Source organism: Stenotrophomonas sp. 05N37 (assembly GCF_056397365.1).
In genome coordinates this window covers 1,199,063-1,224,641 of the sequence record NZ_JBFTNG010000001.1, presented here as the reverse complement: position 1 = coordinate 1,224,641, position 25,579 = coordinate 1,199,063, and the positions used below count along the sequence as shown (strand labels likewise).

Here is a 25,579-nt window from a genome sequence, read left to right as displayed (position 1 = left end):
TCCGATGGACGACCCGCACATGACCCTCGCACCGGTGGCCCGCCGCCGCCATACCCCCAAGGCCTTCGACCCCACCCGCACGCTGCCGCCGGCGGTGCTGGATGACCTGCTGGACGTGCTGCACCACGCGCCCTCGTCAGTGAACGCGCAGCCGTGGCATTTCCTGGTGGCCGGCAGCGCCGAGGCACGCGCGCGCATCGCCCGCGCCACCCAGCCCGGCCAGCCCTACAACACCGCCAAGATCACCGATGCCTCGCACGTGATCGTATTCGCCACCCGCACCGCCATCGATGACGCGTACCTGGCCCAGGTGATCGACCAGGAAAGCGCCGATGGCCGCTACCCCACCCCGGAGGCCCGCGAAGGCCAGCGCGGCGCGCTGCACCACTACGTCGACCTGCACCGACACACGCTGGGCGATGTGCAGCACTGGATGCAGAAGCAGACCTACCTGGCGCTGGGCACGCTGCTGCTGGCCGCCGGCGTGCATGGCGTGGACGCCACGCCGATGGAAGGCTTCGATGCGCAGGCACTGGATGCCGAACTGGGCCTGGGCGAGCGCGGCCTGACCAGCGTGGTGCTGGTGGCGCTGGGCTACGGCAGCGCGGCCAATTTCAATGCGGGCCTGCCCAAGTCGCGGCTGCCGCGCGACCAGGTGTTCACCCGACTCTGAAGGCGCTCAGGGCACGCCGTTGTCCACGTGCAGGGCGAAGCCCGCACGGGGGCGCAGGCGCGCGAACCACGCATCCACGCAGGGCAGCACCGGCTTGTCGCCCGGCGTCATGCGCCAGCGCTGGGTGGACAGGCCGAGCACGATGTCGGCCAGGCTGAAGCGTTCGCCGGCCACGTGGGCGCCGGTCTGCGCCAAGTGCCGGTCCAGCACGCCCATCAAGCGGTTCCAGTGCGCCTGGCTGGACGCGGCCGCCGCATCATCCTGGTAATCCGGGTGCCGGCGCACGCCGGCCATGAACGCATAGCGCCAGGCGCTGTTGAGATCGGTGGCCTGCCAGTCCATCCACTGTTCCACCCGCGCGCGTTCCCGCGGCGCCTGCGGCAGGAGGTCGGCCCGCTCCGCGCGGGCCGCCAGGTAGCGGCAGATGCTGTTGGACTCCCACAGCACGAAGTCGCCATCGCACAGCACCGGCACCTGCGCGTTGGGGTTGAGCCTGCGCAGGCGGGCATCGGCGGCCGCGTCGGTCGATGCCCCGGCCGCGTCGTGCCGATACTCCAGCCCCAGCTCGGCAAGCACCCACAGCACCTTGCGCACGTTGATCGAGGTGGGCTTTCCGTACAACTCCAGCATGTACCCGTCCGGCGCAGCCAATGAGACCGGCTCAGCCTACACTTGTGCACATGCAAACCGAATTCCTGATCCTTGGCGGCCTTGTCTGTGCCGTCCTCGTCCTGCAGCTGGTGGTCCTGCTGCGGCGTTCCCAGCAAGGTGGCCTGGAGCAGGCCCTGCGCGATGAAGCGCGGGTGGGGCGCGGTGAACTGCGCGAGCAGCTCGAAGGCCTGGGCCGGCAGCAGGACGCGCGCTTGGAGAGCTTCGCGCGCGCGCTGACCGACCTGTCCACCCGCACCGACCAGCGCCTGGACCTGCTGCGCGACGCGCTCGGCGATGATGCGCGCAAGGCGCGCGAAGAAAGCGCGCAGGCCCAGCAGCGCACCGGCGAACTGCTGGCCCAGCGCCTGCACGACATGCGCGCGCAGTTGGAGGTGTTCGGCCAGCAGCAGCAGGCGCGCATCGAGGCGTTCGGCCAGCAGCTGGTGGAGCTCACCACCCGCACCGATGGCCATATGGCCGCGCTGCGCCAGGCCCTGGCCGACGACGCACGCAAGGGCCGCGAGGAAACCGCGCAGTCGCAGCAGCGCCTGGCCGAATCGCTGGGCCTGCGCCTGCAGGAGCTGACCCAGCGCAACGAGGCCCGCATCGGCGAGATGCGCGCCACGCTGGAGCAGCAGCTCAAGAGCCTGCAGACCGACAACGCCGAGAAGCTCGACCAGATGCGGGTCACCGTGGACGAAAAGCTGCAGACCACGCTGGAAGCGCGCCTCGGCGCCTCGTTCCAACTGGTCTCCGATCGCCTGGAGCAGGTGCAGCGCGGGCTCGGCGAGATGCAGCAGCTGGCCACCGGGGTGGGCGACCTCAAGCGCGTGCTGACCAACGTCAAGAACCGCGGCAGCTGGGGCGAAGTGCAGCTGGACAACATCCTCGAGCAGACCCTCACCCAGGAACAGTACGCGCGCGGGGTGAAAGTGCGCCCGGACAGCGGGGAGATGGTCGACATCGCCGTGCGCCTGCCCGGGCGCGGCCACGACGACACGCCGGTGTGGCTGCCGATCGACTCCAAGTTCCCGCGCGAAGACTACGAACGCCTGCTCGATGCCCAGGAGCAGGGCGACGTCGATGGCGTGCGCGTGCAGGGCGCGCAGCTGGAACGCGCGATCCGCATCCAGGCCAAGTCGATCTGCGACAAGTACATCGTGCCGCCGCACACCACCGACTTCGCGGTGATGTTCCTGCCCACCGAAGGCCTGTACGCCGAAGTGATCCGCCGCCCCGGCCTGGTCGACCTGCTGCAACGCGAACATCGCGTGGTGGTGGCCGGGCCGACCACCGTCACCGCGCTGCTCAACAGCCTGCAGATGGGCTTCCGCACGCTGGCCATCGAACAGCGCTCCAGTGAAGTGTGGAGCCTGCTGGGCGCGGTCAAGAGCGAGTTCGGCAAGTTTGCCGGCATCCTGGAAAAAGCCGAGAAACAGATCAGCACGGTCGGCCGCAGCCTGGGCGAAGCCAGCCGCAAGACGCGCACGATCGAGCGCCGCCTGCGCGGCGTGGAGTCGCTGACCGCCGAACAGACCCAGGACCTGCTGGAAGACGCCACGGGCGAGGACGAGGACGGCGGCATGGACGAGGGCAGCGCCGCACAGGACTGACACCTGGCGTACATGCAACGCATGCACGTGATCGCGCATGCTGTGCCCCTGTCGATCGTTCGAGGAAGTACCGCATGCGCCTGACCCTGTTGTTGTCCCTGCTGCTGGCCGTGGCCGGCTGCGCCAGCACCACCCCGCCGGTTGCCCCCGTGCCTGCCGATGGCGCCGTGACCGCGCCCACCGACGCGGCCGCCTGCCGGCAGGCCGGCGGTGAACTCGCGCCGCTGGGCCGCCTGCAGCGCGTGCAGTGCGTGGTGCCCTACGCCGATGCCGGCAAGGCGTGCAGCGCCAAGGCCGACTGCACCGGCCAGTGCCTGGCCCAGGGTGAGATCGCCCCGGGTGCCAAGGCGCGTGGCACCTGCCAGGCCGACATCCGCCAGAACTTCGGCTGCCGCCAGCGCATCGATGGCGGCGTGGCCCTGGGCACGATCTGCGTCGATTGATTCTTTCCAGCCACGGGTCCGCCCGTGGCGCCTACGTCCCAACCCAAGGAAGCTGCAGTGAGCCAGACCGTTTACGAGATCCCCGTCACCACCATCGAAGGCCAGCCGTCCTCGCTGGCCGACTACCGCGGCAAGGTGCTGCTGGTGGTCAACGTCGCCTCCAAGTGCGGCCTGACCCCGCAGTACGAAGGCCTGCAGAAGCTGTACGCCGACAAGCACGACGCCGGCCTGGAAGTGTTGGGCTTCCCGGCCAACAACTTCCTGGCCCAGGAGCCGGGCAGCGAAGCGGACATCCAGCAGTTCTGCCAGCTGGAATACAACGTCAGCTTCCCGCTGTTCGCCAAGATCAGCGTGGCCGGCGATGACGTGCACCCGCTGTACCAGCAGCTGACCGCCGCCCAGCCGGCCGCCACCGGCGAAGGCCCGATGCGCGAAAAGCTGCAGGGCGCGGTGGCCAAGTACCCCGAGCTGGTGGTCAACCCGGCGCCGGGCGTGCTGTGGAACTTCGAGAAGTTCCTGATCGGCCGCGACGGCCAGGTCATCGCACGCTTCGCCCCGGACGTGCCGGCGGACGACGCGCGGCTGGTGGCGGCGATCGACGCGGCGCTGGCGGCCTGATCCAGGCGCCGTGCATCGCGTGGCGCTTGTGCGCGCCACGCGATGCGGCGAGGATGACGCACGCCGCTATGCCTGCGGTGCGCACCCGGGGAAGGGGACATGGAGTTGTTGACGCTGGAACACTTTGCCGGCTGCGTGAACGAGACGTTCGCCGCCGAGTTCGATGGCATGCAGATGGAGTTCGTGCTGGTCGAGGCGCGGCCGCTGCAGCAGACGCATGCGAATACAGCGCGCGCGCCGTTCTCGCTGTTGTTCCGCAATGCCGCGGCGATCGTGTTCCCGCAGCAGATCTACCCGATGCGCCACGCGCGGGTGGGTGAGGTTGGCATCTTCCTGGTGCCCATCGCGCAGGAACGTGCCGGGTTCCTCTACCAGGCCGTGTTCAACTGAGGGGACGGTGCGTGGGCTCCCAGCGCATGGGCAGGTAAAGCTCGCCGGCCGCCGCCGCCGCGCTGGCGACAAACCCCATCCGCTGGTACAAGCGCAACGCAGCGTGGTTGTGCTGCATCACGTGCAGCCGCAGCGCGCGACCTCGCGCCGCACAGGCCTGTTGCTGGCAACCGATCACCGCCGTGCCGGTACCGGTGCCGCGCGAAGACGGCAACAGGCTGATGTCCACGATGAGATCCTCCTCGCCGTCTTCATCGACATAGAAGCGCCCCACCGGCTGGCCCTCGCGCAGGATCGCCAGGTAATGCGCGCGCGGGTGGTGGGCCAGATAGTGCTGGTGCTGGGCCACGAACTGCTGCGACAGGAACTGCCGCTTGGCAGCGTCCGGCCAGGGCACCGACCGGAGTTCCTCCTCGCGCGTGCTCGCATACAGCGGCACCAGCCAGGGCAGGTCATCGCCGCGCAGCGCGCGCCATTGCCATCCGGTGCCGTCGGCGACCCCGGCCAGCGCCGGGCGCCGCTCCGGAGGGAACGGCGCCAGCGTCGCGGGCAACATCAGTCGAACGCAGGGTAATCGCCCTGCAGGGCAATGCAGAAGTTCACCGCCAGGTAGGGCTGCTGGTTGTCGTGTGGCTGGTTGCCACCGCTGCTGGGGAGCAGCATGGACGGGGACAGCGGCGTATCCGGCGTCGCATTGCTGAAGGGCTTGACGGCGTTGGACCCGGGCTGGGAAAGACCACCACCGGCCACCGGTACGCCGCTGCGCTTGCTGGTGTCGGTCTGGGCGAACGCGGTCAGCGTGTGCTGATGGGCGGGCATTTCCAATGTGCTCAACGCCACCTGGGAGACGCCGAACGTGCCGCCGATCAAGCGGGGGGTCAGGCCGTTGCCGGTGCCCGTCCCTCCGGCAGCGCGGGCGCTCAAATTGGGCAGCTGGAAGGTGCTGGTACCGTTGCCGCCGTACTGGATGCCGAGCAGCGAAAACAGGGTGGTATTTTGCTGGATCGCCAGCGTAGCGCCGTTGCAGAACGCCCACCCGTTCGGGGCGAAGTTGAAGCCGAACGGCTGGATCTGTCCGATGTAAGGTTCGGTCATGTCGGTTCTCTGCGCGTAACGAAGGAAGGGTCAGGACTGCGAGGGGAAGACGCCGGCCCAGGCGATGCAGTACTGCACCGTCAGGGTGGGCATGCAGTTCTCGTGCGCCTGGTTGCCACCACTGCTGGTCACGGCCAACGCCTCCATCGCCAGTGGGGTCGCCCCGTTGGTGTCGGTGACATAGAAGGTCTCGCCACTGACGGCGCCCGGCAATGCGGTGGCGGCAGGCGTCTCCAGGGTGGCTGCCGCGGTGCTGACCGACAGTGCATGGGTGTGGGCCGGCATCTGTGGCAGGGTCAGCGTGACCGTCTCGGACCCGGACATCATGCCGGGCAGGCGATTGCTCAGCCCCGGGCCCTGGCCCATGTGCAGCGGCACGCGGCCGCGCAGGTCCGGCACGCCGAACGTGCTTTGGCCGTCACCGCCGTAGGTCGTGCCGAGCAACATGAAGAGCACGTCGTAGTCTGCGATCGATACCACTGCGCCGTTGCAGGCAAGCCATCCACTGGGAACGCGGTTGAATCCGAACATCCGGATTTCGCCGATGAAAGGTACGCTCATCTGATCATGCTCCTTGTGAGTAACGCATGGCCGGCCACGGCCGGCCCCGTGATCAACCGCGGGAGGGGAAGATTCCCTGCAGCGCGATGCAGAAGTTGAGCGTGGTGTAGGGCTGCATGTTCGGATGGGCCTGGGTGCTGCCTGCCGGGGCGACCGACGACGGTGCCTGTGCAACCAGGGCGCCGCCCTGGGCTGCATACAGCTTGGCCGTGCCGCCGCCGGCGAACGTGCGCCCGGTGGGGTTGCGGTTGTCGCCCGCGGCGGCCACGCCCACCACCTGGTGGCCATGCGCGGGCAACTGCGTGGGCAACAGCGTCACGTTCTCGGTCCCGGCCCGCTGACCGATCTGCAGGGTCGGTGGCTGCCATGTCGCATCGACCGAGGGCGCATACGCGACGGGTGTGCGCCCGCGCAGGTCGGGCAGGGCGAAGTTGGTGACGCCATCGCCGCCGTACTGCGTGCCCAACAGCGAAAACAAGGCCTGGTTCTGGTTGATGGGCAGCAATTGCCCGTTGCATTGCGCGAAATACCTGGGTGCAAAATTGAACCCGGCCATCATGATCTGGCCGACGAAGAATTCGCTCATCTGATCCCCCTTGGATGCTGAGCGCGGCGCCGGACTGGCGCGCAACTACTCTGAACGCCATTCAGGCTGTTCACAAGTCCCTCCGCCGCGCCCCTTTCCTCGCCACGGGGACTCTGTTCCAATGGCGCCAAAGGGGGGAGGCGTGGAATGCCTGCCGCTGGCGACGTCAGGGAACGACGGGAGCATCATGCTCCCGGGGCAGCCGGCACGGGACGCGCACCTCGATGGTGTTCTGCATCCAGGTGGATTCTTTCCAAGGGGGAAAGGTCATGGCATTCCGTACCCGATACGCGCGTACCGCGCGTGTTTTCTCGACCCTGTTCGTCCTGTTCTGCGCCGCGCTGTGGTCCACCGCCGCGTGGGCCGCGCACACCTCGCTGATCTGTCCGGCCCAGTCGGCGACCGTCGGCAATGGCGGCACGGTGGCGATCAACGTCTCGGCCTGCGCCAATCCGGTCGCCCTGGCCGGCGAGGGCCCCGTGGACGGTCCGCAGTTGCCGCAGCACGGCACCGCCAACCTGCGCATCACCGGCGGCAACTGGTTCGTCGATTATGGTCACGGCGGCGACACCGCCACCAGTGATGTCTTCGAATTCTCCGACACCGATGGCGACACCGTCCGCGTCACGGTCACCATCACCCCGGCCAACTCCACGATCGTGGTCGCACCGGCCGCGCTCACCCTGACCGCCGGCACGGCGGTATCGCAGACGCTCAGCGCCAGCGGCGGCACCGCGCCGTACACCTTCACGCTGCAAGCCGGTACCCCACCGCCTGGCATTACCCTCAACGCCGGAGTGATCAGCGGCACGCCCACCCAGCGCGGTGCGTACACCTTCACCGTACGCGCCACCGATGCCACCACGGCCACCGCCGACAAGACCTACAGCGGCACCGTGCAGAACCCCAGCCTGAGCCTCACCCCGGCGGCGGCCACGGCCATCCAGGGCGTACCGTTCTCGCAGACGCTGGCCACCACCGGTGGCGTTGCGCCCTACACCTACGCGATGGAAGCCAGCAGCCTTCCCGCCGGTTTGACGCTCAATGCAGGCGTGATCAGCGGTACCACCGCCGTGGCCCCCGGCGCCTATCCGGTCACCATCCGCGTCACCGACAGCAGCACCGGCACCGGCAGCTATTTCGAGGTGGAGAACTTCACCCTGACCGTGAGCGCGGCGCCCAGCGTCAGCATCGCCGTGGCGCCGGCCAGCGTCAGCGAGGACGGGGCGACCAACCTGGTCTACACCGTCACCCGCAGCCTCAACCTGTCCTCGCCGACCGTGGTCAACCTGACCACCGGCGGCACCGCGACCAGTGGCGTGGATTACACCGGCGGCGTGGCGACGGTGAGCATTCCTTCGGGCGCGACCACCGCCACGGTCACGATCAACCCGACCGCCGATGCCACCGTGGAGGCCAATGAAACGGTGATCCTCACCGTCGCAGCGGGCAGCGGCTACACCGTCGGGGCCCCGGCCAGCGCCACCGGCACGATCCTCAACGACGACGTGCCGAGCGCGTCGATCACCGTGGCCCCGTCCTCGGTCAACGAAGACAGCGGCACCCCGCTGGTCTACACCGTCACCCTGGACCAGCCGAGCCTGGTGCCGCTGTCGGTCGCCTACACCGTGGGCGGTACCGCCACCAGCGGCACCGACTACGCGGCGGTGTCCTCGCCGCTGTCGATCGCAGCCGGGGCCACCAGCGGCACGATCACCGTCACGCCCACCGCCGACAGCGCCGTGGAGGCCAATGAGACCGTGGTGCTGACGCTGGCTGCAGGCACCGGCTATGCCGTCGGTGCACCGACAAGTGCGACCGGCACGATCCTGGATGACGACCAGCCGGCGTTGAGCATCAGTGACGTCAGCCTCAATGAGGGCGACAGCGGCACCACCGCCTTCACCTTCACCGTGTCGCTCAACGCGGCGGCGGGCCCGGGCGGGGTCAGCTTCGACATCGCCACGGCCAATGGCACCGCCACCGCCGGCAGCGACTATGTCGCCCAGGCGCTGACCGGGCAGACCATTGCCGCCGGCAGCAGCAGCGCCACCTTCACCGTGCTGGTCAACGGCGACACGTTGCACGAGCCCAATGAAACCTTCTTCGCCACCGTCAGCAACGTGACCGGTGCCACCGTCGCCGACGGCCAGGGCACGGGCACGATCGTCAACGACGACGCCGTGCCCTCGCTGTCCATCAACGACACCACGGTGACCGAAGGCAACAGCGGTACGGTCACGGCCACGTTGACGGTGACGTTGTCGGCGGTGAGCGGGCAGACGGTCACCGTCAACTACGCCACCGCCAATGCCAGCGCCGTCGCGCCCACCGACTACATCGGCGCCAGCGGGACGCTGACCTTCGCACCCGGCGCGACCACCCAGACCATCGCGGTCACCGTCAACGGCGATACCACGCCGGAGGCCGACGAGACCTTCGCGATCAACCTGACCGCCCCCACCAATGCCACGCTCGCCAATGCGCAGGGCATAGTGACCGTGCTCAACGATGACCAGCCGGTCACCGTCGCGCCGACGGTGCTGCCGTCCCCGGCGATCGCCGTTGCCTACAGCCAGACCCTCGTTGCCAGCGGCGGCAGCGGCAGCTACACCTATGCCGTCACCACCGGCTCGCTGCCGCCGGGCCTGACCCTGAGCGCGGGTGGCGTGCTGGCCGGTACGCCCACCGCGGGCGGCTCCTACCCCTTCACCGTGACCGCGACCGATACCAGTGCAGCGCCGGGTCCTTACACCGGCGTGCAGACCTATGTGCTCACCGTGGGCGCGCCCACGCTGGTGCTGCCCGGTGGAGCCCTGCCGGGGGCGACCCTCGCCCAGCCATATACCGCCACCGTCGGCCCGGCCAGCGGCGGCACCGCGCCGTACGCCTACACGGTCACGGCCGGCAGCGTGCCGCAGGGATTGAGCATGGCGGCCAACGGTGTCTTCAGCGGCACGCCGACCGCGTTGGGCACGTTCAACTTCACCGTGACCGCCACCGACAGCAGCACCGGCGTGGGTGCGCCGTATTCGATCGGCACCCCGATGTCGATCACGGTGGCCGACGGCCTGCCGGTGGCCGGCAACGTCAACACCGCGGTGGCCTACGGTGCGCCCGCCGCGCCGGTGGCGCTCGCGCTGTCGGGCGGGGCGGCCAGTTCGGTGGCGATCGGTACCGCCCCGTTGCACGGCACCGCCACGGTGACCGGCCCGACCGCGATCAGCTACCAGCCGGCAGCGGGCTTCGCCGGCAGTGACAGCTTCACCTACACCGCCAGCAACGGCACCGGTACCTCCGCGCCGGCCACGGTCACCGTGACGGTGGGCAACCCGACCATCACCGTCAGCGCCAACAGCGTGTTTTCGGCCGTGGCCGGCGCGCCTTACAGCCAGACCTTCACCTGGTCCGGTGGTGCGGCCCCTTATAGCGGCTACCAGGTGACCAACCTGCCGGCCGGCCTGTCGATCACCGCCAGCACCGCCGACAGCGTCACCGTCAGCGGAACCCCGACGCAGGCCGGCAGCTTCAACCTGGTGGCGTCGGCCACCGACAGCAGCACCGGCACCGGTCCGTTCACCGCCGGCCAGGGCTTTACCCTGAGCGTGGCCAGCCCGACCCTGGTCGTGGGCCCGCCGACCCTGCCGTCGGCCATGGCCGGCACCGCCTACCAGCAGGCATTCACCACCAGCGGCGGCGTGGCGCCTTACAGCTACGTGTTGACCGGCGCGCTGCCCAGCGGCGTGGCCTTCGACGCTAGCACCGGCGTGCTGTCCGGCACCCCGACCCAGTCGGGCAGCTTCGCGCTGACCCTCACCGTGACCGACAGCACCACCGGCACCCCGGCCAGCGTGGTGCAGAACTACACCCTGCAGGTGGCGACCCCGGCACTGACGCTGACCCCCGCCGCGGGCGCCCTGACCCCGACCACGGCGGGCAGTGCGTACCAGGTGGCCTTCGCTGCCGGCGGCGGCGTGGCGCCGTACACCTTCGCCGTCACCACCGGCACCCTGCCGGCAGGCCTGGCCCTGGATGCCGCCACCGGTCGCCTGTCGGGAACGCCCACCGCGGTGGGCACGGTGGCCTTCAGCGTGACCGCCACCGACAGCACCCGCGGCACCCCGGCCAGCGTGACGCAGGCCTACACGCTCAGCGTGGCCGCGCCGGTGCTGACGCTGACCCCGGCTACCCTGCCGGCCGGGTTGTTCGCCAACGCCTACCAGCAGCAGCTCTCCACCAGCGGTGGCACCGCGCCGTATACCTACGCGGTCACCACCGGCGCGCTGCCCGGCGGCCTGGCGCTGGCCGCGTCGGGTGCGCTGACCGGCACGCCTACCGCGGCCGGTGCGTTCGCCTTCACTGTCACCGCCACCGATGCACTGGGTTTCACCGGCACCCGCGATTACACCGTGCAGGTCACCCAGCGCCCGGACCCGACCCGCGACCCGGAAGTGCGCGGGCTGCTGTCGGCGCAGGCCGACGCCGCGCGGCGCTTTGCCACCTCGCAGATCGAGAACTTCCAGCAGCGCATGCAGCGCCTGCACGGGGCGAGCCGCAGCAACGGTTTCAGCAACAATCTGGGCCTGGCCTACGGGCCGCAGCGGTGCGATCCGGCCGTGGGCAGCCTGCCCGGCAGCGACTGCGACGCCCAGCGCCGCCAGCCGTTCGATCGGGAGCCGGGGCTGGATGCACCGGCCGCGGCCGGGACGGGCGCGCAGGCACCGCTCGGCCTGTGGGTGGGCGGTACGATCCGCACCGGCCGGACCAACGGGCGCGGCAGCGCCGGCGGTGACTTCAATACCGATGGCGTGACCCTGGGCAGCGACCTGCAGGTGGGCGAGGACCTGGCCCTGGGCGTCGGCCTGGGCTACGGCCGCGACCGCACCGATGTGGGCGAGAACGGCAGCCGCAGCGATGGCCAGGCCTTCACTCTGGCGGTGTACGGCAGCTACAGCCCGGGGCAGCACCTGTTCGTGGATGCGCTGCTGGGCCACCAGTTGCTGGACTACGATCTGCGCCGCTACGTGACCAGCGACGGCAGCTTCGTGCATGCCCGCCGCGATGGCAGCCAGTGGTTCGGTTCGCTGTCCGTCGGTGCCGACCTGGTGCGTGGCAGCTGGCAGTTCACCCCGTATGCGCGACTGGATGCGTCGCGCGGCACGCTCGACCGCTATGTCGAGCAGGGCAGCGACCTGTTCGCCCTGCGTTACGGCGACCAGGACGTGGACACCAGCACCGGTAACGCGGGCCTGCGCATCGAGTCGCGCAAGACCGCGGCCTGGGGCGCCTGGACGCCGCAGCTGCGGGTGGAATACCAGCACGACTTCAGCGGCAGTGGCACCGCCACGATGCAGTACGCCGATCTGGTCGGGGTGCCGTTCTACCGGACCTCGCTGGATGGCTTCGACCGCAATCGCTGGATGCTGGGGGCGGGGGTGATGTTCGACTTCGGTCGCGACTGGGGTCTGCGCGTGGACTACCGCGGGTTGGTGGGCAGTGGTGAAGACCGCGACCACGGCGTGCAGATCAGCCTGGACAAGCAGCTGTAAGCGGTACGCGCCACCGGTTGCCGGTGGCGCGATGCCGGGGGGCACGAAGTTCTTCTCGCTGCGTGTGGCAAACACCTCGCGCGCTCGGAGTTTTTCTTGCGCGGCGGTCGGTGGGTCGGTCGCTGGGTCCCCAGACCCTTTCCGGCGACGCCTCCGGCGTCGGCCTGCGGCCGCACCTTCTCTTTTATTTCGCCTCAAGCGGCAGTCGGTGGGTCGGGCGCTGGGCCCCCAGACCCTTTCCGGCGACGCCCCCGGCCGCTGCGCGGCCTCCTCCTTTATTTCGCCTCCAAGGGCATGGGGGCCCAGCGACCGACTCACCGACGGAAGTGAGAGAAGCCTCGCTCCTCGCGTGTACCGCGAGCCGAGTCCCGTAGCGGGCGGCGGGCTCCTGGGCAAAATATAGGAGGAGGCCGCTCGGCGGCCGGGGGACGCTACGCCAGGGGCCTACCGGCCGCTACGGGGCCCCGACGCGCGCGACAGATCCGATCGGAGACGCCGCTGGATCCATACAGCGGCGCGCCATCCAGCCACGGTGGATATAGCCGTGCCCCATCTTGCTGCAGCCTTGGGACATGACGCTCCTTGGCATTGGCCGAAGAATAAAAAAACCCCGGCAGTGCCGGGGTTTTCTTCATGCCAGTGCGGAAGGATCAGGCCGCCTTTTCCAGCGTGGCCATGTCGATCACGAAGCGGTAGCGGACGTCATTCTTCGCCATGCGCTCCCAGGCTTCGTTGACGGTCTTGATGTCGATCACTTCCACGTCGCTGACGATGTTGTGCTCGGCACAGAAGTCCATCATCTCCTGCGTTTCCGCCATGCCACCAATCGCCGAACCGGTGATGTGCTTGCGGCCGAACATCATCGCAGCGCCCATCAGCGGCGGGTCCAGCTCGGTCAGCACGCCGACCAGGCACATGGTGGCGTCGCGCTTGAGCAGGCCCATGTACGGGTTGGTGTCGTGGCTCACCGGGATGGTGTTGAGCAGGAAATCGAAGCTGCCCGCATGCGCCTGCATCTGCGCCGGATCGCGCGAGACCAGCACCTCATCGGCGCCCAGACGCTTGGCATCGGCACCCTTTTCCGGCGTGGTGGTGATCATCACCACGGTGGCGCCCATCGCCTTGGCGAACTTCACGCCCATGTGGCCCAGGCCACCCAGCCCGATGATGCCGACCTTCTGGCCGGGGCCCACTTTCCAGTGGCGCAGCGGCGAGTAGGTGGTGATGCCCGCGCACAGCAGCGGCGCGGCGGCCTTCAGGTCCAGCTTCTCGGACACCTTCACCACGAAACGCTGCTCGACCACGATGTGGTCCGAGTAACCGCCGAAGGTCGGCTGGCCGTCGCGCTCGGTGCTGTTGTAGGTGTAACTGGCACCCTTCTCGCAGTACTGCTCCAGGTCTTCATCGCAGGCCGCGCAATGGCGGCAGGAATCGACCATGCAGCCGACGCCGGCGAAATCGCCGACCTTGAAGCCGGTGACACCGGCACCGACTTCGGTCACCCGGCCGATGATCTCGTGGCCGGGCACCATCGGGAACTTGGAATTGCCCCAGTCGTCGCGGGCCTGGTGCAGGTCGGAATGGCAGATGCCGCTGTACAGGATCTGGATGCGGACGTCGCCGGCGGCGACCGGGCGGCGCTCGAAGGAGAACGGCACCAACGGCGCGGTCTGGTCGTGGACGGCGTAACCATGGGCGAGGGACATGAGGAATCCTTGGCGGGTTTTGTAGAAAGGCGCTTTACAATACGTCCGCATCCTGTGCGTATACAGTCAATATATCGGCATGATTCATCAAGGCAGACTGCACAATCGTGGCCACTGACAACCTGACCCACCTGGCCGCGTTCGCCGCCGTGGCCCGGCACCGCAACTTCCGCCGCGCCGGTGCCGAGCTGGCCCTGTCGACGTCCGCGGTGAGCTACGCCATCCGCGCGCTGGAAGAACGGCTGGGCGTAGGCCTGTTCCACCGCACCACGCGCAGCGTGGCGCTCACCGAGGCCGGCCAGCGCCTGCTCGAGCGCCTGCAGCCGGCGCTGGACCAGGTGCACGACGCATTGGAGGAGATGAACCACTTCCGCGCCGCGCCGGCCGGACTGCTGCGCATCAATGCCACCCGCGCCGCCGTGCAGACCCAGCTGGGCCCACGCCTGGCGCGCTTCCTGCAGGCCCACCCGGACGTGCGCATCGAACTGGCGCAGGACGATGGCCTGGTGGATATCGTCGCCAGCGGCTTCGATGCTGGCGTGCGCCTGCACGAGTCGGTGCCCGAGGACATGGTGGCGGTGCCGCTGGGCCCGCCCCTGCGCGGGCTGATCGTCGGCGCGCCGGCCTACCTCGCGCGCCGGCCGGCACCGCGCCACCCGCGCGAACTGGCCCAGCACGAATGCGTGCGCTTCCGCTTCGCCAGCGGCCACCTCTACAAGTGGCAGTTCGAGCGCGACGGCCAGGAGCTGGAAGTGGACGTACCCGGCCGGCTCACCCTGGGCGACCAGCACACCATCCTGCAGGCCGTGATCGACGGCCTCGGCCTGGCCTACGTGCTGGAGGATTCGGCGCGCCCGTACCTGGACGATGGCCGCCTGGTGGCGGTGCTGGAGGACTGGGCCGAGCCGTTCCCCGGCTTCGTGCTCTATTACCCGCGCCAGCGCCAGATGTCCTCGGCGTTGCGCGCCTTCGTGGACATGGTGCGGGCGACGGTGTAAGACGCGCGGCGGTTGCCGTGGTCGCACCAGTGATGGCACGCTTGCCCGCCGCATCGGATGCATCGGCCCATGACCGCAGCCACACCCGGCGACATTGAACAGCAGCTTGGTCAGCGGTTTCCCGCGCTTTACCACCAGTTGCATCGCGATCACATGCTGGACTGGGGCGCGCTCTGTCATGGCTGGGTCACTAGCGTGTATCCCACGCTGCGCGCACGCCCGCCCCTGCTGTTGTATGCGCGCGAGTTCGAACTGATCGCGCCGGCCGATATCGTGGGCCACGCCGAACAGTTCACCGATGAAGACAGCCACGTGCGCCTGCGCGAGGGCCTGCAGCTGTTGCCCTTCGGCAGTACCGGCGCGGGCGACTACTACTGCTTCTGGCCCGATCCGAATGCACCTGCCGAGCCACGCGTGGTGCTGCTCTGGCACGACGACGACCGCGTGGACGTGCTGGCGGCCAACCTGCAGGATTTCATCTTCCGGATGATGGTCGACGCGGTGGCCGACCTCGGCGACAGCCTGCTGGAAGAGGGTGAGGTGGCTGACAACCTGCAGCGTTGGCTGGAGTCGCATCGCCCCTATCTGCGTGCGGCGCAGGTGCAGGCGCTGGACGCGTTGTACGCCGATCCTGCGATCCACGCCGGCGGCGTGGGTGAGGACGCCGCGGCCGCGCTGATCCAGCGCAGCATCGGCTTTGACGGGATCGATACCCGCTTCAACTACGTGCCGGCATGACGGTGATGCATGCCGGCGCCTGACGCACTGAGCGACGCGGATTTCCGCCAGCTGGGCGACCACCTGCTGGCGCTGGACGCCGGGCGGTTGCCGCCGCCATTGCCGCCGCACCTGCACGCGCACCCGGTGGCCGGCCTGGCCGCCACCGGGCAGTTGGATCGCGCGGTGGTGGCCCTGATGGGCGACGTGCCCAACCCGTGGCGGGGCCTGATGTTGCGGTAGACCGGCGGGGTAGCGCCGCCCCATGGGGGCTGCATGCAGCCGCCGAACCGGGAGCGGCGACCGGCACGATCCCCGGCCGCCGCCGCCCGGGATCAGCTGGCCGCCGGGTAGTCGGTATAGCCCTCCGCCCCGCCACCGTAATACGTCGCCCGGTCCGGCACGGCCAGTGCCACGTCGCGCTCCAGTCGCGCCACCAGGTCCGGGTTGGCGATGAACGGCTGGCCGAACGCGGCCAGGTCGATGATGCCGTCGTCCACCAACTGCAGCGCCCGCGCGCGGGTGAGGCTGCCGGCCAGGATCAGGGTGCCGCCGTAGCTCTGCTTGAAGGTGCGCAGGAACGCCTCGCTCAGCACCGACACACCGCGCGCGTGGTTGTCGTTGAGGTGCACATAGGCCAGCCCGCGCTTGCCCAGTTCCTGTGCCAGATACAGGTAGGCCGCTTCATTGCCGACATACTCGGGCATGTCGAACTGCAGGTTGTTCGGCGCCAGCCGCACGCCCACGCGGTGCGACCCGATCCGCGCGGCCATCGCATCGACGGTCTCCAGGATCAGGCGCGCGCGGTTCTGCAGCGTGCCGCCGTAGCCGTCGGTGCGGTCATTGGTGACCGGGTTGAGGAACTGTTCGAAGAGGTAACCGTTGGCCGCATGCAGTTCGATGCCGTCGAAACCGGCAGCGATCGCGTTGTCGGCCGCGCGCGCGAAGTCGTCGACGATGCCCGGCATTTCGTCGCTGCGCAGGGCGCGCGGCGGGGTCGGATCGGCCTGCCCACGGCTGCCGTCTTCGAGGTACACGAACGCACGGCTCTTCGGGTTGCCCGCGACCGGACGCGTTCCGGCGCTGACCGGCTGGCCGCCGTCGGGCTGCAGCGAGGCATGCGACATGCGGCCCACGTGCCAGAGCTGGGCGAAGATGACGCCCCGTTCGGCATGCACGGCCGTGGTGACCTGCTTCCAGCCGGCCACCTGTTCGGGCGACCAGATGCCCGGCACGTCGATGTAGCCCTGGCCCTGCGCCGACACGGGGGTGCCTTCGCTGACGATCAGCCCGGCACTGGCGCGTTGCCGGTAGTACGCCGCGGTGAGGTCGTTGGCCACGCTGCCGGGGTTGCGGGCGCGGGTCATCGGGGCCATGGCGATGCGGTTGCGGAGCGGGGTGCCGGCGAGGTCATAGGGCTGGAAGAGCAGGGCGGTCATAAGTCGGAACTCGTGGGGAAGGGGGCGCCAGCGGCGCGACCCGTTCAAGATAAGGTTGACCTGGAGGCGCATAAAGGCCTTCAATTTCCCGGCAAGCGGGACATTCTGTCCCCAATGGAGCGCGACAATGCTGCCAGTGGAATCGTTGAACGGGCTGGCCACCTTCGTCACCACCGCGCGCTCGGGGACGTTCACCGAAGCGGCCCAGACCCTGGGGATATCGCGCTCGGCGGTCGGCAAGGCGATCGCGCGGCTGGAAGAGCGGCTGGGCGTGCGGCTGTTCCATCGCACCACGCGGCGCATTTCCTTGACTGCCGATGGCCAGGCCTACTTCGCCTCCTGCGCCACCGCGCTGGAAGAGATCGCCTCGGCCGAGGCGTGTCTGGGCTCGGCGTCGCATCTGCCTGCAGGCCGCCTGCGCATCGACATGCCGTCCTCGTTCGGGCGGTTGATGATCCTGCCGGTGCTGTTGCGCATCTGCGCCGACCACCCCGAACTGCAGCTCACCATGACCTTCACCGACCACTTCGTGGACCCGCTCGAGGAGGGCATCGACCTGTTGATCCGCTTCGGTGGGCTGGACCAGGCCCAGCACCTCGTCGCGCGACGGCTGGGTTGCCAGCGACTGATCACCTGCGCATCGCCGGCCTACCTGGACACGCACGGCACCCCCGTCACTGTCGACGACCTGCATGCCCACCGCAGCATCGTCGGCTACCGCTACGGCCAGCCGGTGGCGTGGCGGATCGGCGAGGACGATGCGCAGGCGCGCTTCATCCCCAGTGGCACCCACCAGCTCAACGATGGCGATGCGGTGATCGAGGCGGCCATCGCCGGGCTGGGCATCTGCCAGATGCCGCACTTCCTGGTCAAACAGCACCTGCAGACGGGCGCGCTGCAGCAGGTGCTGGGGCAGTGCATGCAGCATCACGTGGAGATCCACGCGTTGTGGCCGCAGACGCGCCATCTGCGGCCGAAGGTGCGTTACGTGGTGGATGAACTGACGCGGTTGGCCGATGCGGGCGCATTCGACTGAGCCGGGCGGACCGCCCGAACGATGACGCGGTCAGTCCGCCAGCGTAGTGGGTGGGGCGGGCGCAGGGTCTTGTCATGCAGCAGCACGCCGGGCGTGATCCCGATGCACGGCGAGGTGGCGCAAGCCGAGGCGGGTTATTCGTAGCGCAGGGTGACCGACGCCGTGGCGGCGGCATGGGCCAGTCGCCTGGATGCGGTGGAAGCCCACGTCCTCCGCGACCTGGAGGCGCCCCTGCGGGTGGTCCATGGCGAGCGCGACGGCTCGGTGCCGGTGTCCTCGGGCAGGCGGCTGGCCGAGGACGTGAAGCCATCCAGGGGCGCGTTCCAGTATCGGGAGGTGGCGGACATGCACCACGGTCTCTGGAGCGTGGCGACCGGGACGCAGGCCGCACAGCTCCAGTCGGAGGTGCTCGGCTGGTTGATCGGCCAGGCGGACCTGTAGTGGCCGCGTGCCGTGCAAACCCAGGCGAGACTACCAGCGGGCGTTGAGCCCCATCTGCGCCGAGACGCTGCGGTAGGCATTGTCGCCGCGCTGCAGGCCGAGGTCGCCCCACGCCGACCAGCGCGTGCCCAGCTGCAGCACGGCGCCGCCGCGCAGTTCGTAGCGGGTGGTCGGCACGGCGCCCTCGATCCGGCTGTCGTCCAGCCAGACACGGTTGCGGCCGGATGCGCGCAGCCAGTGGGCGGACACGAACGGCTGCACGTGACGCTCCTCCGTGCGTACCGCGCCCGTTACCCGCATGCCCAGCCGCGACGACAGCCCGCCCGCCGCATCCGCGGCGACCTGCGTGCCGTTGTGCTCGACCACGCGATCGGCGCGGTAGTCGGTGTAGCTCAGCTGCAGCTGCGGCTGGACCTGCAGGGTGGCGGTGTCACCCAGGCGAAGCGACCAGGCGTAGCCGGTTTCCAGCGACGCGGCAGTGCTGCGCGCGTCCTGGCGCTCCCTGGCCAGGCCGATGCCCTGCACGCTGGTGCGGTAGCGGCCGTGGTGCAGCCCGCCGTCCACGTAGGCGCCGTCTTCGCCACCGGGGTGCTGCATCCAGCTGGCGTATGCGCCCAGCGCCGTGCCCGTCACCGTGCCGGTGGCGGTGTAACCGCTGCGCCGCGAGCGAACCTCGGTGACGGTCCTGCCGGTAGCCAGCAGAAGGCCGAGGCGGCCTGCGCTGGCGCCGCCCCATTGCAGCACGTCCACGCCGCTCATCACACTGGATGCCCGGCCCGTCAGGGCCAGCTGGCCGCCGATATCCTGGCGGGTCTGGGTGCGGTTCACGCGTAGCCAGCCGGCGTCGCGTGCTTCGCCGTTGGCGTGGCCGCCATCGCGGTCGTGCAGGCGGTGCTGGAACATCGCCACGGCGGCTGCCTGGTTGGCCAGGTATGCACCGGCCTCGGGGCGCAGCACCTGTGGCGGTCGCGGTCGCGGGCGGTGGCAGGTGTCGGTCGTGTCGGCCTCGCACGGGATGGGCGGCGGCACGCAGCCGGGACCGCCGGGATCGGTCGCGCAGGGCGTGGGCGGGGGGACGGCGCAACCGGGCCCGTTCGGATCGGCCTCGCAGGGGTCCGGCGGGATGACGATGCAGCCGGGGCCGGTCGGGTCGCTGGCGCAGGGATCGGGCGGTGTGACGCAGCCCGGACCCTCGGGATCGACCTCGCATGGGTCCGGCGTGGTCGCCAGCGCCGAGCGCAGGTACCAGCCGCCGTCGCCGGGCGTGGTCACCCCGCCCTTGTGCAGGAAGTAGTCGTACTGGCCCGCGACGGCGCGACCGCGCAACTGGTACACCGCGGTGGACGCGCCATCGACCTGGATCAACGCGATGCCGTCCACGGTCTGCGCGCCCAGGCCGTGCACGTTGTTGACCTGGATGGCGGCCGTGCCGCGGGTGTCGCCGCGCACGTGCAGGGTATCGACGGGCGACGCATCGCCGGCCAGCGCGCCGTTGAAGATCAGCAGCGCATTGTCGGTGTCGACATCGCCGTCCACGGTGAGGCGATTGAAGCCGCTGGCGCCGACCGCGGACAAGGCCAGCGTGCTGTCGCGCAGCGTGAGCTGGCCGACGCGGGAATCCCCGGTCAGCGTCCAGCGGCTGGCATCGCCGAGCGTGACCTGGTTGACCACGCTGCTGGCGCCGCGCCAGTGCGAACGGCCGTTGAGGTGGACCCGGATGTCGGCCTGGACGGGAATACCGGCGGCGACATCGGCCGGGGTGATCGCGATGTTGCCGAGGGCGATCACGTCTTGGTCCAGGGTGACATCGAGCGGGGTGGCGAACGCCGCATCGACGTGCATCAGGGCCCCGTTGCCACCGATCAAGCGGGCGCCATTGCGGGCGGCCACGTGGCGCGCCGCGCGCACCCACAGCGCTTCGGCGCGCTCGCTCATCAGCGTGCCGCCGTCGATGTCCAGGCTGCCATCGGCATTGACCACGGCAGCGGCGGCCCCCTGGCCGCGGGTGGTGACATCGGTCGCGCGCAGGGTCATCACGCCGGTGCCGCCGCTCAGCACGCCGTAGCTGTTGGCACCGGTGGTCGCGATGGTGCTGTCGCGCAGGTGGGTGCTGCCGCCGGCGCGGGCGAGGGCACCGATGGCGCCATCGCCGTCGGTGAGCACCTGGGTACGGTCGGCCTCCAGCAGCGCGGCGTTGGCGCTGAACGTCGAACTCATCGCGTGTGCGGCCGCGCCGGCAGTAGTCACGTGCACGCCGTCCAGGCTGACCCTGCCGGCGCGGTTGTCGACGGCCACGCCGTCGGTGGCGTCGGTGATGATGCTGCCGCCACGCATGGCCAGGCTGGAGTCCTTGAGCAGCCAGACACCCATGCCCCCAGCCCCGACCGTATGAATATCCACGTCGATCAAGCGGACATCATTTCCGAGGCCGTCGATGTTGAGCCCGATCCGGCCGGCGTTGATCCGCGTGCCGATCATGTCCACCTGGTTGCCGTTCAACAGATGGACGGTGCTGCTTTGTGGATGGTCGGCCTGTATCACGCCGTCCTCGACCCGGAGCGTGCCTCCCGTCATCGACACGGCAGTCGAAGAAACACCGGAAACCCGCACATCCGTATTGCGCAGGGTGATGGCCCCGGCGCCGAAAACGCCCGTGCTCTCCTCGTCGAGTGCTTCGATGGAACTATTGGACAACGTCAGTCCTCCCCCGGACGCGATCAGCGCGCCGGTCACGCCGAACGCCTGCGCGTTGATCGTCAAACCATCGCCGTCGATATGGCCGCCGGACAGGGCGAACAGGGCGTAGGACTGAGGGCCGCTGACGTCGATGGTGGCACCGCGCAGGAGCAGCGTACCGCCCGCTACCCGGGTGGCATGACTGCGGAGGCCGCTGGTGGACAGGGTCAGCCCTTGCCCGGCGCCATCGGCCAGCAGTTCGACGTGCCCGCCGGACGCGACCGATACGCCGATGGCGTTGTCGCCCCGCGTGGTGATGCTGCCGCCCTGGAAGGCCACCGTCCCGTTGGTTTCAGCGAGCACGGCGGATGTGTCATGGCCGTTCGCGCTCACCGCGACCGCGCCGGTGGCCCGGAGGGTGCCGCCGTTCAGGGCATGAAAGACGTAGCCAGCAGGGCCATCGTGGGACGTGCTGTAGTCACCGGGGGCAGGTTCCTCGTGGGTGCCGTCGGCGACAACGGGCCCCGCGCGTTGGGCAAGCGCACTGGGCGTGCTGCAGGCCAGTGCGGCGGCGATGGCAAGGGAGAGCAGGTGCAGCGGGAGCGGCGTGGGCGAGGTCAATGGGCGGCACAGGTGCGTGAGGCCGCGAACTCTAGGGGTGTAGCGCTCCGGGTGATATGCAAATGCTGGGAAAGCGCCATGCAAACCGTTGCAAATACATGTTCTCGCCGCCGCCTTGTGCAGAGGCCGGGACGCGCGGGTGCGCGCAACGTGAATCCGGATCGCGCAGTGCGTCGCGCAGGCATGCTGCTCCGCAACCGGTCCACCCGCCGCGAAAGCAGTCGGAACCATCCTCGCTGCACCCGCCATGGATCACAGACGTGGCGGCCCACAGCTGCTCCGGCAGGAGAGGGGGGCGCTGGAAATGCCCGCACCATCGCACGATGGCGCGGACCAGCGCCTCCAGCAGCGTCGGGGTCTCCAGAGGCATGGCGGCACGGTGGCGGGCCGACGCGGATAAGCGCCCAGAAGTGGGATCGGGCCATGGCGCGCGTTCGCGGAGGGGGCATGAGCCTGTCGCTGGGTCCGGCGCCATGTGTATACTATCCCCCAGTATAGTTCACCGGTCCTCGGCCCATGCCGCACTCTCCTGAAGAAAAGAAGAAGGTCCTGGCCCGCGTCCGCCGTATCCGCGGCCAGTGCGACGCCCTGGACCGGGCGCTGGAGGGCGGTGCCGAATGCGCACCGGTGCTGCAACAGATCGCCGCCATCCGCGGGGCGGTCAACGGGCTGATGTCCGAGGTGATGGAAGCCCACCTGCGAGAAGAATTCGGCCAGCCGGCGCAGTCCGATGCGCAGCGCGCCGAGCGTGTGCGCGACATGAGCGCGCTGATCCGTTCCTACCTGAAATAAGCGGGCGGGTGACCGCGCGCGACCCCGTCTCGTCCCTTCCCTTGGAGAATCCCCGATGAAATCCCGTGCCGCTGTAGCGTTTGGTCCCGGCCAGCCGTTGAAGATCGTCGAGATCGACGTCGCCCCGCCGAAGAAGGGCGAAGTGCTGGTCAAGATCACCCATACCGGTGTCTGCCATACCGATGCGTTCACCCTGTCCGGCGATGATCCGGAAGGCCTGTTCCCGGCGGTGCTGGGCCATGAAGGCGCCGGCATCGTGGTGGAAGTGGGCGAGGGCGTCACCAGCGTCGCCCCGGGCGACCACGTGATTCCGCTGTACACCGCCGAGTGCGGTGAGTGCCTGTTCTGTACCTCGGGCAAGACCAACCTGTGCGTGGCCGTGCGCGCCACCCAGGGCAAGGGCGTGATGCCCGATGGCACCACCCGCTTCAGCTACAACGGCGAGCCGATCTACCACTACATGGGCTGCTCGACCTTCAGCGAGTACACGGTGGTGGCCGAGGTCTCGTTGGCGAAGATCAACCCGGAGGCGAACCCGGAGCACGTGTGCCTGCTCGGCTGCGGCGTCACCACCGGCATCGGCGCGGTGCACAACACCGCCAAGGTGCAGGAAGGCGATTCGGTGGCCGTGTTCGGGCTGGGCGGCATCGGCCTGGCGGTGATCCAGGGTGCGCGCCAGGCCAAGGCCGGGCGCATCTTCGCCATCGACACCAACCCGTCCAAGTTCGACCTGGCCCGGCAGTTCGGTGCCACCGACTGCATCAACCCCAAGGATTACGACAAGCCCATCCAGCAGGTGATCGTGGAGATGACCACCTGGGGCGTGGACCATACCTTCGAGTGCATCGGCAACGTCAACGTGATGCGTGCCGCGCTGGAATGCGCGCACCGTGGCTGGGGCCAGTCGGTGATCATCGGCGTGGCCGGCTCGGGCCAGGAAATCTCGACCCGTCCGTTCCAGCTGGTCACCGGCCGCTCGTGGAAGGGCACCGCGTTCGGCGGCGTGAAGGGCCGCAGCCAGTTGCCGGGCATGGTCGAAGACGCCATGAAGGGCGACATCGAACTGGCCCCGTTCGTCACCCACACCATGGACCTGGAGCAGATCAACGAGGCCTTCGAGCTGATGCACGAAGGCAAGTCGATCCGCTCGGTGGTGCATTACTGAGCCGCACATGCGACTGACCGACCTCTGGACGCGTCCGGCCGTGCCGGCGCGTGATGCCCTGGTCGACCAGATCGAGCAGGCATTGCGTGCGCTCGGTTGGTTGCAGGGCCCGGTCGGCCCGCCGCGTCACGTCGATTCACCGTTCGGTATCGATGAGATGCCGTTCGAGCATTGGCTGGTGCAGGTCTTCCTGCCGCGGCTGCACGAAGCGCGCCGCGACGGGCAATGGCCGCCGCAGAGCCAGGTGGCGGTGGCGGCGCGACGCAACCTGGACGGCCGGGACGACTGCGAGCCCTTGCTGCACCTGCTGGCGGAACTGGACCATGACATCACTACCGGCGGCGCGCCTGCGCGCGGCCGCCCCTGAAGGAACTCCCATGGAACGCATCGAACATCGCGCCGCCTTCGGCGGTTGGCAGGACGTCTACCAGCACCGCTCGCAGGTGCTGGGCTGTGACATGAAGGTGGCGGTGTACCTGCCACCGCAGGCCGCCTCGCAGAAGCTGCCGGTGCTGTACTGGCTGAGCGGGCTGACCTGCACCGAGCAGAACTTCATCACCAAGTCCGGCGCGCAGCGCTACGCCGCCGAGCATGGGGTGATCCTGGTGGCGCCGGATACCAGCCCGCGCGGTGACGACGTCGCCGACGCCGAAGGCTACGACCTGGGCAAGGGGGCGGGTTTCTACCTCAACGCTACCGAGCAGCCGTGGGCCGCGCACTACCGCATGTACGACTACATCGTGGACGAACTGCCGGCGCTGGTGGAAGCCCACCTGCCGGCAAGCGGTGCGCGCAGCATCAGCGGGCATTCAATGGGCGGGCATGGCGCGCTGGTGATCGCGCTGAAGAACCCGGGCCGCTACCGCAGCGTCTCGGCGTTCTCGCCGATCGTCGCACCGACCCGCGTGCCGTGGGGCCAGAAGGCGTTCACCGCGTACCTGGGCGAAGACCGCAGCCGCTGGGCGGCGTGGGATGCCAGCGAACTGGTGGCCACGGCCGAAGAGAAGCTGCCGCTGCTGGTGGACCAGGGCGGTGGCGACGAATTCCTGGACACCCAGCTGCAGCCGCAGTGGCTGCAGGCCGCCTGCACCGCCGCCGGCCACCCGCTGCAGTTGCGCCTGCAGCCCGGGTACGATCACAGCTACTACTTCATCAGCAGCTTCATCGGCGACCACATCGCGCACCACGCCAAGGCGCTGCACGCGTAAACGCCACCCAACGGATGGCTGCCCGGGCGCGGGACCGATCCCGGGCGTTTCATCCACGCATGGCGTGGATCTACGCAACCAGCCACCACGCATCCCGTGGATCAACCCAACGGACCACGCGTAGAGCCACCCCATGGGTGGCTGGCGCCATGCCGAACCGTGACACAGCCACGCATCGCGTGCGGATCAACCAACGGAGCACGCGTAGAGCCACCCCATGGGTGGCTAGCGCCATGCCGAACCGCGACGCAGCCATGCATCGCGTGCGGATCAACCCAACGGATCACGCGTAGCGCCACCCCATGGGTGGCTAGCGCCATGCCGGATGGCTGCCCGGGCGCGGGACCGATCCCGGGCGTTTCATCCACGCATGGCGTGGATCTACGCAACCAACCACCACGCATCCCGTGGATCACCCAACGGATCACGCGTAGAGCCACCCCATGGGTGGCTGCCGCCATGCCGGATGGCTGCTCGGGCGCGGGACCGATCCCGGGCGTTTCATTCACGCATGGCGTGGATCTACGCAACCAGCCGCCACGCATCCCCTGGATCAACCCAACGGAGCACGCGTAGAGCCACCCCATGGGTGGCTGCCCCC

24 protein-coding genes are annotated in these 25,579 nt (G+C 69.2%); 15 read left to right on the top strand and 9 right to left on the bottom strand.

The window, feature by feature from the left end; translation table 11 throughout:
- Window positions 1-19: 19 nt before the first annotated feature.
- A complete protein-coding gene (nfsB, locus tag AC1DGC_RS05310) occupies window positions 20-673 on the top strand; it encodes an oxygen-insensitive NAD(P)H nitroreductase (protein ID WP_478047360.1) in 654 nt (217 codons plus the stop codon).
- A gap of 6 nt (window positions 674-679) precedes the next feature.
- Here the strand turns inward: nfsB and AC1DGC_RS05305 are convergent, their stop codons facing one another.
- A complete protein-coding gene (locus tag AC1DGC_RS05305; protein WP_478047359.1) occupies window positions 680-1,303 on the bottom strand; it encodes a glutathione S-transferase family protein in 624 nt (207 codons plus the stop codon).
- Window positions 1,304-1,353: 50 nt separating this feature from the next.
- Here AC1DGC_RS05305 and AC1DGC_RS05300 point away from each other — a divergent pair, with 50 nt between their 5' ends.
- From AC1DGC_RS05300 to AC1DGC_RS05285, 4 genes are all read left to right on the top strand, one after another.
- Window positions 1,354-2,937 (top strand): DNA recombination protein RmuC, encoded by a 1,584-nt coding sequence (locus AC1DGC_RS05300; protein WP_449335634.1) that lies wholly within the window; start codon window positions 1,354-1,356, stop codon window positions 2,935-2,937.
- Window positions 2,938-3,011: 74 nt separating this feature from the next.
- Window positions 3,012-3,380 carry a hypothetical protein gene (locus tag AC1DGC_RS05295; RefSeq protein WP_259208100.1) on the top strand — a complete coding sequence of 123 codons (369 nt, stop codon included), beginning with the start codon at window positions 3,012-3,014 and terminating at the stop codon, window positions 3,378-3,380.
- Between the two features lie 57 nt (window positions 3,381-3,437).
- Window positions 3,438-3,998, top strand: a complete 561-nt coding sequence (locus AC1DGC_RS05290; protein ID WP_259208102.1) for a glutathione peroxidase — start codon at window positions 3,438-3,440, stop codon at window positions 3,996-3,998.
- A gap of 99 nt (window positions 3,999-4,097) precedes the next feature.
- Window positions 4,098-4,388, top strand: coding sequence for a DUF6916 family protein (locus tag AC1DGC_RS05285; RefSeq protein WP_394164732.1), 291 nt, complete (start codon window positions 4,098-4,100; stop codon window positions 4,386-4,388).
- On the opposite strand, the gene AC1DGC_RS05280 is transcribed toward AC1DGC_RS05285, so the two are convergent.
- The 4 genes from AC1DGC_RS05280 to AC1DGC_RS05265 are packed head-to-tail and all read right to left on the bottom strand — an operon-like array spanning window position 4,381 to window position 6,630.
- A complete protein-coding gene (locus AC1DGC_RS05280; protein ID WP_478047358.1) occupies window positions 4,381-4,944 on the bottom strand; it encodes an N-acetyltransferase family protein in 564 nt (187 codons plus the stop codon). The two genes, AC1DGC_RS05285 and AC1DGC_RS05280, sit on opposite strands and share 8 nt — an antisense overlap.
- Window positions 4,944-5,483, bottom strand: a complete 540-nt coding sequence (locus tag AC1DGC_RS05275; protein WP_394164730.1) for a phage tail protein — start codon at window positions 5,481-5,483, stop codon at window positions 4,944-4,946. The genes AC1DGC_RS05280 and AC1DGC_RS05275 overlap by 1 nt, the downstream gene beginning before the upstream one ends.
- 30 nt (window positions 5,484-5,513) lie before the next feature.
- Window positions 5,514-6,044 carry a phage tail protein gene (locus AC1DGC_RS05270; RefSeq protein WP_259208108.1) on the bottom strand — a complete coding sequence of 177 codons (531 nt, stop codon included), beginning with the start codon at window positions 6,042-6,044 and terminating at the stop codon, window positions 5,514-5,516.
- 52 nt (window positions 6,045-6,096) lie between these two features.
- Complete coding sequence (locus tag AC1DGC_RS05265) at window positions 6,097-6,630, bottom strand: phage tail protein (protein WP_259208110.1); 534 nt, start codon at window positions 6,628-6,630, stop codon at window positions 6,097-6,099.
- 269 nt (window positions 6,631-6,899) lie between these two features.
- Here AC1DGC_RS05265 and AC1DGC_RS05260 point away from each other — a divergent pair, with 269 nt between their 5' ends.
- Complete coding sequence (locus AC1DGC_RS05260) at window positions 6,900-12,179, top strand: putative Ig domain-containing protein (RefSeq protein ID WP_478047357.1); 5,280 nt, start codon at window positions 6,900-6,902, stop codon at window positions 12,177-12,179.
- Between the two features lie 650 nt (window positions 12,180-12,829).
- Here AC1DGC_RS05260 and AC1DGC_RS05255 read toward each other — a convergent pair.
- Window positions 12,830-13,885 carry an NAD(P)-dependent alcohol dehydrogenase gene (locus AC1DGC_RS05255; protein ID WP_259207707.1) on the bottom strand — a complete coding sequence of 352 codons (1,056 nt, stop codon included), beginning with the start codon at window positions 13,883-13,885 and terminating at the stop codon, window positions 12,830-12,832.
- 107 nt (window positions 13,886-13,992) lie between these two features.
- Between AC1DGC_RS05255 and AC1DGC_RS05250 the strand changes: the two genes are divergently transcribed.
- The 3 genes from AC1DGC_RS05250 to AC1DGC_RS05240 all read left to right on the top strand — a co-directional run bounded on the left by AC1DGC_RS05250 (window position 13,993) and on the right by AC1DGC_RS05240 (window position 15,843).
- Complete coding sequence (locus tag AC1DGC_RS05250; RefSeq protein ID WP_394164148.1) at window positions 13,993-14,883, top strand: LysR family transcriptional regulator; 891 nt, start codon at window positions 13,993-13,995, stop codon at window positions 14,881-14,883.
- 69 nt (window positions 14,884-14,952) lie between these two features.
- Complete coding sequence (locus AC1DGC_RS05245; protein ID WP_478047356.1) at window positions 14,953-15,621, top strand: SMI1/KNR4 family protein; 669 nt, start codon at window positions 14,953-14,955, stop codon at window positions 15,619-15,621.
- Window positions 15,622-15,630: 9 nt separating this feature from the next.
- Complete coding sequence (locus AC1DGC_RS05240; RefSeq protein WP_478047355.1) at window positions 15,631-15,843, top strand: hypothetical protein; 213 nt, start codon at window positions 15,631-15,633, stop codon at window positions 15,841-15,843.
- Between the two features lie 92 nt (window positions 15,844-15,935).
- Here AC1DGC_RS05240 and AC1DGC_RS05235 read toward each other — a convergent pair whose 3' ends face one another.
- The gene (locus AC1DGC_RS05235) at window positions 15,936-17,039 is read right to left on the bottom strand and encodes an alkene reductase (protein ID WP_478047354.1); all 1,104 of its coding nucleotides are present in this window, start codon (window positions 17,037-17,039) and stop codon (window positions 15,936-15,938) included.
- 127 nt (window positions 17,040-17,166) lie between these two features.
- On the opposite strand from AC1DGC_RS05235, the gene AC1DGC_RS05230 reads away from it, so the two are divergent.
- Window positions 17,167-18,075, top strand: coding sequence for a LysR family transcriptional regulator (locus AC1DGC_RS05230; protein ID WP_478047353.1), 909 nt, complete (start codon window positions 17,167-17,169; stop codon window positions 18,073-18,075).
- A 150-nt stretch (window positions 18,076-18,225) separates the two neighbouring features.
- Window positions 18,226-18,516: a hypothetical protein gene (locus AC1DGC_RS05225; RefSeq protein WP_478047352.1), complete on the top strand. Its 291-nt coding sequence runs from the start codon at window positions 18,226-18,228 to the stop codon at window positions 18,514-18,516.
- Window positions 18,517-18,546: 30 nt separating this feature from the next.
- On the opposite strand, the gene AC1DGC_RS05220 is transcribed toward AC1DGC_RS05225, so the two are convergent.
- Complete coding sequence (locus AC1DGC_RS05220) at window positions 18,547-21,555, bottom strand: autotransporter outer membrane beta-barrel domain-containing protein (RefSeq protein WP_478047351.1); 3,009 nt, start codon at window positions 21,553-21,555, stop codon at window positions 18,547-18,549.
- A 289-nt stretch (window positions 21,556-21,844) separates the two neighbouring features.
- Complete coding sequence (locus tag AC1DGC_RS05215) at window positions 21,845-22,183, bottom strand: DUF4240 domain-containing protein (protein WP_478047350.1); 339 nt, start codon at window positions 22,181-22,183, stop codon at window positions 21,845-21,847.
- A 146-nt stretch (window positions 22,184-22,329) separates the two neighbouring features.
- Between AC1DGC_RS05215 and frmR the strand changes: the two genes are divergently transcribed.
- From frmR to fghA, 4 genes are read left to right on the top strand one after another with little or no spacing between them, the layout of a single operon-like run.
- A complete protein-coding gene (gene frmR, locus AC1DGC_RS05210; protein WP_256777333.1) occupies window positions 22,330-22,605 on the top strand; it encodes a formaldehyde-responsive transcriptional repressor FrmR in 276 nt (91 codons plus the stop codon).
- Between the two features lie 55 nt (window positions 22,606-22,660).
- Window positions 22,661-23,770 (top strand): S-(hydroxymethyl)glutathione dehydrogenase/class III alcohol dehydrogenase, encoded by a 1,110-nt coding sequence (locus tag AC1DGC_RS05205; protein ID WP_394164141.1) that lies wholly within the window; start codon window positions 22,661-22,663, stop codon window positions 23,768-23,770.
- Between the two features lie 7 nt (window positions 23,771-23,777).
- Entirely contained in the window at window positions 23,778-24,137 is a 360-nt protein-coding gene (locus AC1DGC_RS05200) for a YqcC family protein (RefSeq protein WP_478047349.1), read from the top strand.
- A gap of 10 nt (window positions 24,138-24,147) precedes the next feature.
- The gene (gene fghA / locus AC1DGC_RS05195) at window positions 24,148-24,978 is read left to right on the top strand and encodes an S-formylglutathione hydrolase (protein ID WP_259207688.1); all 831 of its coding nucleotides are present in this window, start codon (window positions 24,148-24,150) and stop codon (window positions 24,976-24,978) included.
- The last annotated feature ends 601 nt before the right edge of the window (window positions 24,979-25,579 follow it).